This is a genomic window from Ciceribacter sp. RN22, from assembly GCF_024054295.1.
In the GTDB taxonomy this organism is placed as follows: Bacteria; Pseudomonadota; Alphaproteobacteria; order Rhizobiales; family Rhizobiaceae; genus Allorhizobium; species Allorhizobium lividum.
Window position 1 is genome coordinate 79896 of record NZ_JAMXLD010000002.1, and the last position, 13701, is coordinate 93596.

Annotated in this window: 10 protein-coding genes; 6 read left to right on the plus strand and 4 right to left on the minus strand. The window is 60.0% G+C overall.

The features are described from left to right. The first annotated feature begins 160 nt into the window (after positions 1 to 160). Positions 161 to 958, plus strand: a complete 798-nt coding sequence (locus tag NHF53_RS15510; RefSeq protein WP_252835981.1) for an NAD(P)-dependent oxidoreductase — start codon at positions 161 to 163, stop codon at positions 956 to 958. Positions 959 to 1054: 96 nt separating this feature from the next. On the opposite strand, the gene NHF53_RS15515 is transcribed toward NHF53_RS15510, so the two are convergent. The 3 genes from NHF53_RS15515 to NHF53_RS15525 form a co-directional block, all read right to left on the minus strand. Next, the gene (locus tag NHF53_RS15515) at positions 1055 to 2314 is read right to left on the minus strand and encodes a glycoside hydrolase family 28 protein (RefSeq protein WP_252835051.1); all 1260 of its coding nucleotides are present in this window, start codon (positions 2312 to 2314) and stop codon (positions 1055 to 1057) included. A 173-nt stretch (positions 2315 to 2487) separates the two neighbouring features. Continuing rightward, positions 2488 to 3450, minus strand: a complete 963-nt coding sequence (locus tag NHF53_RS15520) for a mannonate dehydratase (protein ID WP_252835052.1) — start codon at positions 3448 to 3450, stop codon at positions 2488 to 2490. 746 nt (positions 3451 to 4196) lie between these two features. Continuing rightward, the gene (locus NHF53_RS15525) at positions 4197 to 5237 is read right to left on the minus strand and encodes an AraC family transcriptional regulator (RefSeq protein ID WP_252835053.1); all 1041 of its coding nucleotides are present in this window, start codon (positions 5235 to 5237) and stop codon (positions 4197 to 4199) included. Between the two features lie 464 nt (positions 5238 to 5701). Here NHF53_RS15525 and NHF53_RS15530 point away from each other — a divergent pair, with 464 nt between their 5' ends. From NHF53_RS15530 to NHF53_RS15545, 4 genes are all read left to right on the plus strand, one after another. Continuing rightward, entirely contained in the window at positions 5702 to 7711 is a 2010-nt protein-coding gene (locus NHF53_RS15530) for a primary-amine oxidase (RefSeq protein WP_252835054.1), read from the plus strand. A gap of 117 nt (positions 7712 to 7828) precedes the next feature. Next, complete coding sequence (locus NHF53_RS15535) at positions 7829 to 8560, plus strand: cytochrome c oxidase assembly protein (protein ID WP_252835055.1); 732 nt, start codon at positions 7829 to 7831, stop codon at positions 8558 to 8560. Positions 8561 to 8660: 100 nt separating this feature from the next. After that, positions 8661 to 10262: an APC family permease gene (locus tag NHF53_RS15540; RefSeq protein ID WP_374591211.1), complete on the plus strand. Its 1602-nt coding sequence runs from the start codon at positions 8661 to 8663 to the stop codon at positions 10260 to 10262. A gap of 122 nt (positions 10263 to 10384) precedes the next feature. Then, complete coding sequence (locus NHF53_RS15545) at positions 10385 to 11218, plus strand: glutamine amidotransferase (RefSeq protein ID WP_252835057.1); 834 nt, start codon at positions 10385 to 10387, stop codon at positions 11216 to 11218. A gap of 247 nt (positions 11219 to 11465) precedes the next feature. Here the strand turns inward: NHF53_RS15545 and NHF53_RS15550 are convergent, their stop codons facing one another. Then, positions 11466 to 12392, minus strand: coding sequence for an AraC family transcriptional regulator (locus NHF53_RS15550; RefSeq protein WP_252835058.1), 927 nt, complete (start codon positions 12390 to 12392; stop codon positions 11466 to 11468). Between the two features lie 32 nt (positions 12393 to 12424). Here NHF53_RS15550 and NHF53_RS15555 point away from each other — a divergent pair, with 32 nt between their 5' ends. Then, positions 12425 to 13327: a cysteine hydrolase gene (locus tag NHF53_RS15555; protein ID WP_252835059.1), complete on the plus strand. Its 903-nt coding sequence runs from the start codon at positions 12425 to 12427 to the stop codon at positions 13325 to 13327. The last annotated feature ends 374 nt before the right edge of the window (positions 13328 to 13701 follow it).

The following is a 13701-nucleotide window of genomic DNA, read 5'->3' on the forward strand; positions in this document are numbered from 1 at the left end:
AGACGTCCGTTACTGAAGAGTTCGCGCTCACGTTGTCATAAATATCAACCGACATCAAGAGAACCACGGGTCATGTCATATGATAGGTTGTTGCAAAACCGGCCCTTATATATGATCTATCCGTGTCAGCTTCCCACGCATCGACCATTTGGAGATTCCCGTGCATCGACTTCTTATCACTGGCGCGGCCGGCGGCATCGGCCGGATCATGCGCCAGCGGCTTGCGCCTCTTGCGACGATAGTGCGTCTTTCGGACATTTGCGACCTGGGCGAAGCCGCCCCGAACGAGGAGCTTGTTTCCTGTGATCTGGGGGACGACAAAGGCGTTCATGATCTGGTCAAGGGCTGCGACGCCATCGTTCATCTCGGAGGCATGTCCGGCGAGGCATCCTTCGCAAAGATCATGAATGCCAACATCGCGGGTTGCTACAACCTGTACGAGGCGGCAAGGGCCAATGGCATGCCGCGGATTTTGCTTGCAAGCTCGTTGCATACGGTCGGATTCTACCGGCAGGACGAGTATTTCGATGCCAACGTCCCTCTGCGTCCGGATGGGCTTTACGGGGTGTCGAAGTGCTTCAGCGAAGCGCTTGCCCGGATGTATTTCGACAAGTTCGGACAGGAGACGGCCGTGGTCCGCATCGGCTCCTGCTTCGAGCATCCGCGCGATCACCGCATGCTGGCGTCGTGGTTGTCCTACGGCGACTTCGCCTCGCTGGCCGAATGCGTGTTCAAGGCGCCTAGGCTCGGCTGCCCCGTCATATGGGGCGTATCCAATAACGACGCCCGCTGGTGGGACAATAGCCGGGCGAACTTCCTCGGTTGGCAGCCCAGAGACAACGCAGGGCTCCATCGTGCCAGGATCGAGGAGACGGTACCGCTCCCGGATCCGCAATCTAGCTCCGCGTTATACCAGGGCGGCCCGTTTACCGAGCACCCTATCTTCAAAGAGGATTGAAATCGCGAGGCTATAAAAGACTGTGCCCGACACCGCGATCAGACGCGGAGCCGGGCACAGGGCCTGGGAGGGCCTGTCACGGAAAATCCACGCCAATCAGGCGCCCATCATCCTATCCAGTTCAACGATCACCGAGGCGTTCCAGCTTTCCGGCAACTGCGCCGGCCGATCTATTTCGATGTCGTCCAGCGACAATCCGGAAACTCCCCTGGCGAAGACGCCAGGCATGCCGCCCGGATAAGGGACCAGCCCGATAATCTTGCCGTCCGGACCGAAACGCCACGCATTGACGCGACCGGCCCCCTTGTCCTGGGGAAAGCGATCAAAACGGTCATCGATCGTCGGGCGAATGTCATAGGTGAGCGCCGTTCCCAGCGGACCGGGACGCTGCTTGAGGTGCACGCCCCTGATCGCGACGTTGGCGATATCGCCGGGACGCTCCGCAACGAGGTTGATAGCGCCCTCCATGGAGCCCGTGACATTCTCGATGACGATGTTGCTCACCCGGCCAGCCGGACCTTCCTCCGGTCGACGATCGATCGTGTTGATCGTCACGGCCTCGCCCGAGCCCCAGAACCCCGCCGGCGTTTCGTGGCAGGCCAGGGTGATGCCGGAAAACCGCACGCCGTCGACCAGACCGCCATCCCGCGAGAAAATGCCGAGCCCGCGGTTGGAACCCTCGATCCTTATCCGTTCGAACGAAATATCGCGGAACGGCGAGAAGCTCTCCGTGCCGATCTTGAGCGCGCAGGAGCGGCTTTCCACGACGCAATCGCTGACTTGGATCTTTTCGCAATCCCCCGTCAATCGCCCATCCTCGCGCCGCGTCGTCTTCAGGACGATGCCGTCATCAGCTGTGCGAAAGCTCGATCCGCGGATGCGGACATTACGGCATCCGTCGATCACGATCCCGTCGGTATTGGGCATGCGACGATTGTTGTCGACGGAAACGCCAACGATCTCCAGATTTTCGCAGCCAGCGAAATGCATGGTCCACATGGGAGAATCGTCGATGCGAATACCCTCGACCCGAACATTCCGGCAGTTCTCGAGAACCAGCACGCGAGGCCTGAGTTTGTGGGCGACGAGCGTGCCCATGTCACCATCCTCGCCATGGGTAAAGGCAGTGGCGCCATCACCAAAGATGCGACCATCACCAATGATCGAAATGTTGCTCGCGTCGGCGGCGACCAACATGCCCCGGTCGCTCTCTTCGGCGACAATGGACACGGATGTGGCCTCATAGGCCGCGTAGTCCGGGATGAAGTGAAGCTCCGCCCCCTTGGGAATTTCGATTGTCAGATCCGAGCGCAAACGCAATCCGCCGCAGCGATGAACGCCCGGTTCGAACCTCATGTGCAAGGGGCCTTCATGGTCGTCAAGAATGGCCTGCAGGGACGCGCTCACATTTCCCGGTCGCGAGGAAACACTCAGATGATGAGGAGAGGACATGAGTCTATCCGTGATTCTCGGCTGGACGCCGGACGCCGGCTGGCCCGAGGACCGGCGACCCGAAAGTGACGAGGATTTCAGCCGCGCGTCTGCAGGAGCGCGGCGATGTAGCCATAGCAGTGGGCGAACGCCACCTGCTGCTGATTGTCTCCGGCCAGGGTCGGCGCATGGTCGGGCATGACCATGTATTTGTAGCCAACGTCGCGCAGCACATCGATGATCGAAGGCATGTCGATGTCGCCATCGTCCAGGAAGCTCTCCCGGAACGAATAGCGCTTGCCGACAATGTTGCGGAAATGGATGTTCATGATCTTGCCGCGCTCGCCGAACCACCTCGTGACCTCGGCGGCCTCGCTCACGTCTTCCAGCATTTCGCCAAGCGTGCCGATGCAGAAATTGAGGCCATGGACGGGGCTCTCATGCATTTGCACAAAGCGCTTCATGCCCTCCACGCTGCCGAGAATTCGGGTCACCCCCTTGTAGCCCGGCGGCGTCGCCGGATCGTGCGGATGGCAGGCAAGCCGAACATTGACCGCCTCCGCCGCGGGCACGACACGGGCGAGGAAATAATCGGCCCTTTCCCAGATCGTCTCCTCCGCGATGACGCCGGCCGGGCCCGGCTCGTTCTGGTCGACCAGATCCCAGCGGAAGGCTTCGGCCATGTAGCCCCCCCGGCCCGGCTCCATCGGCGTGCGGGGAATGCCGATATAGTTGAAGTTGTAGCGCACCGACGGAATGCCGGCGGCGGCGCAGTTCTCGATCAGCCGGCATAGGCCGTCGATCTGCTCGTCCCGATTGGGTCCGGCCAGCAGGATATCCTTGCACGGAGCGCCATCGACCGGGGCTGAATGCAAAGGCAATTGCAGCATGTCCAGCGTCAGCCCGAAACCGTCGATCTTCTCGCGAAAGCGCTCCAATGTCGGGCGATCCCAGTCGCGCCAGGAACCATCCGGATTGGCAGAAACATTGTTGACGCCGAGTTGCTTCATGACGCGGTAGTCATCGTCATGGCGCGCTGGAAGCTGCGTTCCGACATACATTTTGGATACTCCCGTATTTGAATAGGTAGCTAAGGCTTGCATACAAAGGGGCGCGTGCGGGCGGAGCCGCCCATGGCATGGATGGCAGCCAGAGAGAAAAGGCAGTTACTGCCGCCAACGGCGAGCGCCAAGCTCAGGGTCGATAGGAAATTCTCCTCCTCATGGCCGCTCGAAACGCCTTCCGGCAAGCTGGCATGCTTATTTGAAAGTCATACTATGAAATAGTCTACAGATAAGATGAGTGCCGTCAATGGGCGTCGCAGGTGATGCACGGCTGGGAATTCAACGTAGCGTGGATTTTTGATTGACGGTTGTTTGTGACTCTATGGCTTTCAGCGGGGACACGATCCACCACCCTCGCCAGCGCCGCTGTCGTGATGGAGCGTTTGTCGCCGCATCGGCGGCGTGTGTCGTCTTTCATTCAATCAGCGGGGCGCTGATCGTCGATCGTCGGCCCAACGGCTATGTGATGAATTTTTCGGCCCGTCCGACCGAGCCTGTCGAACCGCCTCCGGGACTGACGGAAGCGCTCGCAGCGCGGCCGGTCGAGGTGGTGAGAGCGGGTGCCGTCTTCTCGGCGAGAGGGTCGAGCTCGCGGGCGGCTGCGTCTTCTATCTCGAAGGGTACGCTGAGGTCTGATGTACAGTCTCCGGGTGACTGTAGGGAGCGTTTGCCACAGCGCTGTCCCGACGCTTCGCAAATAAAACAAGCATTGATAATGATCGATGAAATCGACTGACTATTGGTCAACGGCTTCTGGAGAAAGCGCGAGGAGACTGCCCGGTCCAGGCTCGAAACGCACGAGACATCGATGCCGCATCCGCATACCCAAGGCCCCCGGCGACCGCTCCCAACGACATCTTTTCGTTCCTGAGCAGAGCTTCAGCGGTCCGATGGCGTTGCTCCTGCACGACGTCGCGAAATGTCTTCCCTTGATCATGAAGACGGCGCTGGAGCGTGCGAGGTCCCATTCCGAGCCGGGAGGCGACGGCCTCCAGTGTGACTTTCCCCTGTTTCATGCACCGCATGATGGCATTGGAAACGGCATCGTCAAAGGTCTGTAGAACCGAGTCGCCAATAAGGTCGGTGAGATGCTGTTCGATGATGGCGATTGCGGCTGCATTCGCCGAGGCGAACGAAAGATCGAGATCTTCCGAACGGATCAACATTCGGTTGATCGGCTGCTCGAAGCGAACCACCGCCCCGAAGAATTGTGACATCTCGCTATGGTCGCGCGGACCAGCGTGCTCGAAGTGCACTTCCTCGGGCGCCCAGCCTTTCCCGAGGCGGCTACGGGTCAGCGCACAAATCAGCGCAAGCGTGAATTCAGAGTCGTGACGCCGCGGCCAGATTGCCGGATCCTCGATCTGGTATTCCAGCCATGTTTCGTCACCTTCGATGCGAAGTCCCAGCCGAGTGCTGCTTTGCAGCGCAGGAAAAAACCGGCTGAAGCGGACGATGGCGACGCGCAGCGACTGCATCATGGTATAGAGAACGCCGACAGGACCCAAATCCTCCGGCTTGATAGTCTCTCCAAGGCGTATCCCGAGCAGAGGCTGCCGGCTCAGGCGTGCCGCATCCTCGAAGAACGCAACATAGCTTTTGAGCGACACCGGATCATAGGGGTCCTCGAGGGTAGCTTTCGAGAGATTGTGCCTCACCAGGACGTCGTCAGTCGGAAACTGTCTCGCTTCCAATGCATCGACCACGACGCCGAGGACCGAGGAGCGGATGCTCGCCAGCGGTTGCAGACCTGCCTCGTAGGATTTCGTCAGGCGTGGGGGCATCGACGTATTCCCGGGGCTATCTGCTGCGACGCAGTATCCGTCGCGCACATCGGTTCGCGGAGGACTTGTTCAAGGAATACAGCTGTTTCGAGTGTGTCATCGCCAACCACAGACGGCCCAAAACAAGTCAAATTCGAACGCACTCGCACAAAATTTGCGCACGACAAAAAGAAATGCAATTGGCACGTATTGCATCTGTTTTGTCGTATTTTGCAATTTTTTTGACGAAATGCAAGTGTATCATTTGTCAAGTGTCAAATTAGCTCAAACGGACATAGCGCTTCAGTTTCTCAGACTAAACGGATCCAAGCCGCAGGTCCTGAAATTACCGAAGACTGATCCGAGCAAAATTTGACGTAAAAGTGGCTTTGTGAAAGCTCATCATCGCCACCCATCATAAGCAAGAACCTGGGAACAAAGTAATCCTGCGCGTGTATGCGCGCCAGGAGAGGAGAAATATTACCATGAACATCGAAAACGCCGTCAAGAGCGGCAGTGATCACGGCTGCGCCAAATCCGGGCAATCGGAAGCTGCCATCCACCCTCTCGATCCCTTGAGCACGACGGAACTGGCAAAGGCGACCGGCATCCTCCGGCAGGAGAAGGGATTGGGAGGCACCTGGCGTTTTCCCTATCTGCAATTGCAGGAACCGGATAAGGCCGAGGTCGTTGCCTTCGAACCCGGCAAGCCGTTCAGCCGGAAGGCCTTTGCGCTGGCGCTCGACCGCGCCACGGGCGACACTTTCGAGGCGGTCGTCGATCTTCACGCCGGAAAGGTGACGAGCTGGGAGAAGCTCGACATCGAGACGCGGGGCCAGGCGCCGATCATGATCGAGGAATTCGACACCTGCGTCGAGATTGTCCAGAACGATGCGGCCTGGCGCGAAGCCGTGAAGAAGAGAGGCCTCACCGAAGCCGACATCGAGAACATTCAGATCGATCCCTGGTCCTTCGGCTATTTCGGTGATGAGGAGAAATACCGTGGCAAGCGCCTGATGCGCGGCGTTGCTTTCCATCGCAACAAGAGGACGGACAACGGGTACGCCCATCCGATCGAAGGGCTGGTGGCCATCATCGACCTCAACGAAGGCAAGGTGATCGAGCTTCTCGACGACGGCCCGGCCGCGCCGATCCCACAGGATATCCGCAACTACGACACCCCCTCCCTCGGCGAGCCGCGCGAAGGCCTGAAGCCCCTCCACATCGTCCAGCCTGAGGGTGTCAGCTTCTCCGTCGACGGCTGGAAGGTGACCTGGCAGAACTGGGAGTTCCGCGTGGGCTTCACGCCGCGCGAAGGCCTGGTCCTGCATGAGCTCGGTTATCGCGACAACGGCAAGCTGCGCCCCATCATCTACCGCGCCAGCGTCACCGACATGGGCGTTCCCTATTCCGATGAAGCACTCAACCACTATTGGAAATGCGCTTTCGATGGCGGGGAATACGGTCTCGGTCGTCTGGCCAACCAGCTCGAACTCGGTTGCGACTGCCTCGGCGCTATCCACTACTTTGACATTCCATCGGTCAACGACTTCGGCGAGCCGATCGTGATGAAAAACGCGGTCTGCATGCATGAGGAGGATTACGGCACGCTCTGGAAGCATTACGAGTTCCGTACCGGCGTCTTCGAGATCCGCCGTTCCCGCCGGCTCGTCATCAGCTTCTTCTGCACCGTCGCGAATTACGACTACGGCTTCTACTGGTATCTCTACCAGGACGGCACCATTCAGCTCGAAGCCAAGCTCACGGGCATCATCCAGACGGCGGCGGTAACGCCGGGCCAGAAGCCGGTCGGCGGCATGGTGACGCCGGAGATTTACGGCCCGTCGCACCAACACTTCTTCAGCGCCCGCCTGCACATGATGGTCGACGGTGAGAAGAATTCGGTGGTCGAGACCAATGCAACGCCACGTCCGATCGGTGAAGGCAACAAATGGGGCAATGTCTTCAACATCGAGACCACCACGTTGAAGACGGAACTGGAGGCTTGCCGCGACGCCAACGGCGCGACAGGACGCTTCTGGAAGATCGTCAATCCGAACGTCCGGAACTCGGTCGGCAACAATCCGGGCTACAAGCTGATTGCCGAGCACAATCCGGTCATCCTCGCCGCTCCGGAAAGCCATATCGGCAAGCGGGCGGGATTTGCCCGGCATCATCTGTGGGTAACGCCCTACGATGAAAAGGAACGCTACGGCTCCGGCGACTATCCGAACCAGAACAAGGGCGATGGCCTGCCGATCTGGGTGCAGCAGGACCGTCCGGTCGAGAATACCGATCTCGTCGTTTGGCATACGTTCGGCCACACGCATGTATGCAAGCCGGAGGATTTTCCGGTCATGCCGGTGATGTATGTCGGCTTCCGACTTCAGCCGAACAACTTTTTCGAAGCCAACCCGGCCATGGATCTGCCGGCCGTCCGCGATCACGCGAGCGTGCTCGGAAGCGGTTCGGCTTGCTGTCACGCAGCCGAGTAAGCGCGCTCCCTTGGTTCCTGGCCAACCAAGTCAAGCGATCCGTGCATGGGGCACCCATGCACGGATATGGGGGGAAGCGTGCCTAATCATAGCGAACATCAAGAGGGAACAGATGCGATGGGGCTGGCAGTTGACGTGCCTTGGGAGCTGCTTTTGATCGTCACTCTGGTCGCCCCTATCATGGCGGATCGCCAAGCATGGCAGAAGCATCCGGTTCTGACTGCATCGGCCGGACTCCTCTTCTTCGCGGGCATGTATCCGGGCCTCGATGCCATCGCCAGGCACTCGGTGTGGCTCCATAGCCTTCAAAGCCTGATGATCCACCATCTCGGCCCTCTTCTCATGCTTTTTGCGGGTATCAATCCCTGTCGTGCCATGCCCGGCTCCGGAAGGGTCTTCGGCTCCACGCCGGCCACCATCCTGGTGCTGTTCTCCTTTACGGGCATGACGTTGCTGTGGCTGTCACCCGACCTGCATGTGACGCTGATGGAAAGTGCGGGTCTTTACAGCCTCATGAAGTGGGGTATGGCGCTCAGCGGCATCCTGCTTTGCAACGTCGTCGCCGGCCAAAACAACGCCGTGAGCAGGGATATCCTGCGCGGTGTGGCTTTCAACATCGCCATAGCTGCGCCGCAGACGGCGGCGGGCATCTATCTCATGGTAAGCCCGCCGCTCTACCCCATGCCGGGCTGTATCACGCCCCCTGTGAACTGGCTGCCATTGCTGGATGCCGTGCCGGATCAACGCCTCGGAGGAGGGCTCTTGATCGTAGCCTCCGGCATTTTCTTCTTCGGAGACGTGATGGGGCGCCTGAGGACGGCGCCGGAGGCTTTGGCCGCCCCGACCTGATGGCCTCGGGAGGGGGCAACGCATAATCCCGTCGGCGGATTGGGGGCGCCGACGGGAACATTGAAGAACTAGTCAAAACCAACAAAAAAGGGGAATGACGATGAGTGTCATCAACGATGTGTCCGAAGGCTTGGCCCTTCAAAACTGTGAGCTGAAACGCTCGATAACGTGGAAAGATGCCTTCTGGGTCGCCAGCGGCGTGCCGGCGCTGGTGCTGTTTTCGATCGGCGGCATCGCCGCGCTCGTGGGCAGCCCGTCATGGGTCTGCTGGACGCTTTCGGTGATCTTTGGTTTCTTCCAGGCGTTTGTCTATGCAGAGATCGCCGGATTGTTTCCCGGAAAATCCGGCGGAGCGTCGGTTTATGGTGCCGCCGCCTGGGTGCGCTATTCGAAGATCATCGCTCCGCTGTCCCTGTGGTCCAACTGGCTCGCCTGGACGCCGGTGCTGACCGTGGGATCCAGCGTTGCTGCGAGCTACATTCTCGCCAATATGTTCCCGTCGACCGCATCGATCATGACGGCGAAGCTGACCATTCTCGATCTGGGAATGCTCAAGGAAGGGCTCGAGGTCCGCATCAACGCCGTTTCGGTCGTCGCCACGATCCTTCTCCTCGGAACCTTTGCGATCCAGCATCGCGGTATCCTCGGGACGGCAAAAGTCCAGACAGTCATCGGGTTGGTCGCTCTGACGCCCCTTCTTCTGATCGGCGTCGTGCCCTTCCTCACCGGCGACGTGGTGTCGTCGCATTTCACGCCGTTCGTGCCGCTGAGCGGCGCATGGGACAAGACGGGGTGGACCCTCTTTCTCGGTGGCATCTATCTGGCGGCCTGGTCGTCCTACGCTTTCGAGACCGCGGTATGCTACACGCGTGAATTCCGCAATCCGGAGACGGACACGTTCAAGGCCATCTTCTGGTCCGGCGTGCTCTGCCTTGTCGCCTTTACGTTTGTTCCGATGGCCTTCCAGGGCTATCTCGGGCAGGAGGGGATGACGGCGCCCGGAATCGTCGATGGCTCCGGCGTGGCGGCAGTCATGGCCACCATGGCCGGCGGAAGCGGCGTGATCGGCAACATCATCATCGTCATGCTGGTTCTCGCACTGCTCCTTGGCGTCAGTACCTCGATGGCCGGATCATCGCGCACCCTCTATCAGGGCAGTATCGACGGCTGGCTGCCGCGTTACCTGAGCAAGGTCAACGAGCATGGTGCTCCCACCCGGGCGATGTGGACAGACCTGGGGTTCAATGTCGTGCTGTTGACCCTTTCGGATTCGTTGTTCGTGCTCGCGGTCTCGAATATCTGCTATCTCGTCTTCATCTTCCTCAACCTGCAGTCCGGCTGGATTCACCGGATCGACAATGCCCATATCAAGCGCCCGTATCGCTGCCCGAGCTGGATCATGGCGATCGGCGTCACGCTCGGCTTCGTCAACGCCTTCCTGCTGGGAGCAGGGGCAAATGTCTGGGGCGCGGGAACGCTTGTGACCGGGAGCATCGCACTGGCGCTCATTCTTCCGGTGTTCTGGTATCGGCACTACATCGTCGACAAGGGCGTGTTCCCGGCCGAGATGCTGAAGGATTTGCACACCGCCGACGGATTGTTGTCCGCTCCGAAGGCCGGCTGGCTTCCGTTCGGCGCACTCGGTCTTGGCCTTGTCCTCGTCTTCGGAGCAAATGCCTACTTCCATGGCAGTCTGTGGTGATCGCGCCCTGAGCGCAACAATGGCAGCTGGAACGCCGTAGATAAAGGAGAAGACAGGCGAACAGGGAACCGGTTCGCCTGTTTCAACATCACGGAAGGGTGCCGGTTGTGGAGAAGCGTAGGGTGTCGCGGGCGGAAATGGATAATGGTCATTCAATGACTTGCCCAATCGCGATCGTCAAAACCGGAGAAACGTTTCCCGAAATCAATCGCCGCTTCGGCGATTTCGAGCGCTGGATCCGTGATGGCCTCGGGACCAAGGACGTGGACGTTATCGTTGTGGATCCACGAAATGAGGCCGCGATGCCGGACCCCGCCGTCTTGGCCGGAATTGTCGTCAGTGGATCGCACGCAATGTTGAGCGACGACACAGGCTGGATGCGGTCATTGGCGGTCTGGCTTCGGCAAGCGGTGAGCCGGCGTATCCCGCTCTTGGGGATTTGTTTCGGGCATCAGATATTGGCGCAAGCGATGGCGGGATTGGTCGAAGATCGAGTCTGCGGTGCCGAGCTGGGCACCGTAGAGGTCAGCCTGACCAGCGCCGCTATCGACGATCCTCTGTTTGGCAATTTGACGCCGACTTTTCCGGCCCAGGTCGTGCATTGGCAGTCTGTCGTCGAACTGCCGGAACGTGCCATCGTTCTCGCACATTCCCCGCTTGAACCCTACCAAGCCATTCGTGTCGGTGACTGCGCCTGGGGTGTGCAGTTTCACCCGGAGATGCCGGAAGCGGTCATGCACAGCTATATCGATGCGCTCGCCGAAAGCGTGGCGGTGAACGAGGCGGTCGGTCGCACCGTAAGGCAGGCACTAAAGGACACTCCGGTCGCGCGGAGAATCTTGCTCAACTTTCTTGACTATGCCGAAAGAGACCGAGCCGCAAACGGGCAAGACAGGTCATTTCCGTCGTCTGAGGCGGAGGTGACCTCTGCTTCGTGCCGCTGGAGGAAGCCGTGACGTTCACGCCGCTGGCGCGGCCGCGTCGCTTGCGGCCTATGTGGCCAAGCGGGCGAAAGATGGCGAGTGGTCGGGACAAGTCGCCTGGACAGAGAGCGACTGTGCCGGCAGACCCCGAACGACGGGACGAAGGCCGTATGGTCGTCTCGCGGTGGTCGTTCGTGTTTCCGGCATCTGGCCAAAATCAGGCGGAAATTCCGCTTGTCGCGGCTGTTCAGGTCACCCCAGCCACGTCTCCGTGCCGTGCTCAATTCTCCTTTCTCCGAGCGCTCCTCCTGAACTCGCTTGGTGTCATGCCGAAGGCTGCAGCGAACTGCATGCTGAAATAGCTCCGGCTTAGAAAGCCGCACTTTTCGGCAACACGCGCCATGCCCGCATCGGTTTCGATCAATTGTCTCGCAGCAGACTGCAGGCGAAGACCGCGTAGCATTTCCATCGGACCGGTTCTGAAGCTCGCGGAAAAGCGGTGTGCGAACCGAGAGCGGCTCATGCCCGCAAGCTCTGCGAGGCTTTCCACCGTGTGCATCGCGCCGGGTTTTTCCAGCATGGCCTTGAGAGCGGGCCAAAGCTTCTGGTCGCCGAGTGCCGCGAGCCAGGATGTGCTCGGATCATTGGCCCCAACCCGCAGACGCAACAGGTTCAGGACTATCTCGAGGAGCAGGGTCTTTATCATCACCCTGCTTCCCAGGCGCGGCTCCTGCAATTCTGCTAGGATCAGGTCTAGCCCGCGCATGGCAAGCCTGTCTTCCGACAGGGGTTCGACGATTGGAACCTGCAAAAGGTCGATGACCGCGCCCGCTCCCCGAAAGCCCACCGTCAGATGGGCGCACAGCACCACGAGGCCGACCTTTGCGGACCCGTCGGTATCCGCCGAAGCCTGTCGGACGGAGTCCAGGCCAATGCTGGCAGGCTTGCATACCGCTTGGCTGAGGTAGGTCCCGGGCGATGAGGTCAGCCAATGGTGTTGTGCTGCCGGAATGAGCACGAGGTCGCCTTTCCTCAGCGCTCGGGGTCGTTGTCCCGGCATCTCCATCGTACCTGCTCCGTCGAGAACGTAGTGGAGGCTCACCAACTGTGATCTCGGCATGTCCAGTCTACTGCGGGGTTCGAGCTCGCAGAGAGAAAAGGGATTCGTATCGACGACGATCGATTCGAGGATTTCTTCGATTTCCATGGTTCAAACGCAAATGAGACGATAGAGAACATTTGATCGGTTACGACTGTAGCGTCCCAAACTACAGGAGTACACCGGAAATGTGCAGCCACGACGATCATCGCCATTGTGACCACGCAGAGATCGAACCCGCGGGTCTGACAAGACGCAAAGCCATTCTCTCGGCGGGTGTCGCTGCCACCGCAGCGCTGTCGGTCGCCCTGAGCACCCCCGCGGAAGCCGCCGCCAGCAAGAATGACAAGTACGCCGACCCCAAGGAACCCGCGCTCCCGGCATCGACCATGCAGTTGCGCAAGGCCGAGACGGCGCTCGTTGTCATCGACCCCCAGATCGACTTCCTCAGCCCCAAGGGCGTGACATGGGGCGTTGTCGGGCCGAGCGTCACTGAGCACAACGTCGTCAGCAACATCGGCAAGTTGTTCGCCGCCGCGAAGTCCGGCGGCCTCACGGTGGCGGTGTCTCCGCACTACTATTACCCCACCGACCACGGCTGGAAATTCGAGGGTGCGCTCGAGAAGCTCATGCATTCGATCGGCATGTTCGACCGAAAAGGTCCCCTCGACTTGACAGACTTCCGCAACTCGGGTGCCGATTTCATGCCGGAGTACAAGGAATACATCGAAGACAACAAGACTGTGATCGTTTCTCCGCACAAGGTGTACGGTCCCGAGACGAACGACCTTGTGCTTCAGTTGCGCAAGCGTGGCGTCAGCCAGGTGATCCTCGCGGGTATGTCAGCGAACCTCTGCGTCGAATCCCATATGCGCGAACTTCTCGAGCAGGGCTTCGAGGTGGCGGTCGTCAAGGATGCCACTGCCGCCGCGATCCTTCCCGATGGCGACGGCTACCTCGCCGCCATCACCAACTTCCGATACATGGCGAACGCCGTTTGGTCGACCGAGGATGCGCTGGGCCGTATTGCCGCCGCCCAGTGACTGGCTCGGGGGAGGCTAGTCCCCTCTACGCCTCCCCCGAGACGCCAGAGAACAAGCCTGTCGCGAGGAAACTCAGGTCCTCAGAAATCCACCGCCGACGATTCCTCGCGCACCTTGCGGCCCGGCGACCTCGCCCGGGCCGCAATTGTTTGCGTGAAAGAGCCGGAAATGACGGTAAGTCACGCAGAGAGGGAGGGCGCAGCCTGACGCTGCTGCTCCGAGGTTGCCCGGAAGGCCTGCCCAAGCCTTCCTCCGTCAGTGCGTCTTCACACCGACGGAGGAAAAGGCAGTGTTCCGGCCTGCAAGCCGCGTCAAAGGCCGCAGCTGTTGCACGGGCGGCCATTCGATGATTGCGGATAAGTAGCCGGATTTCC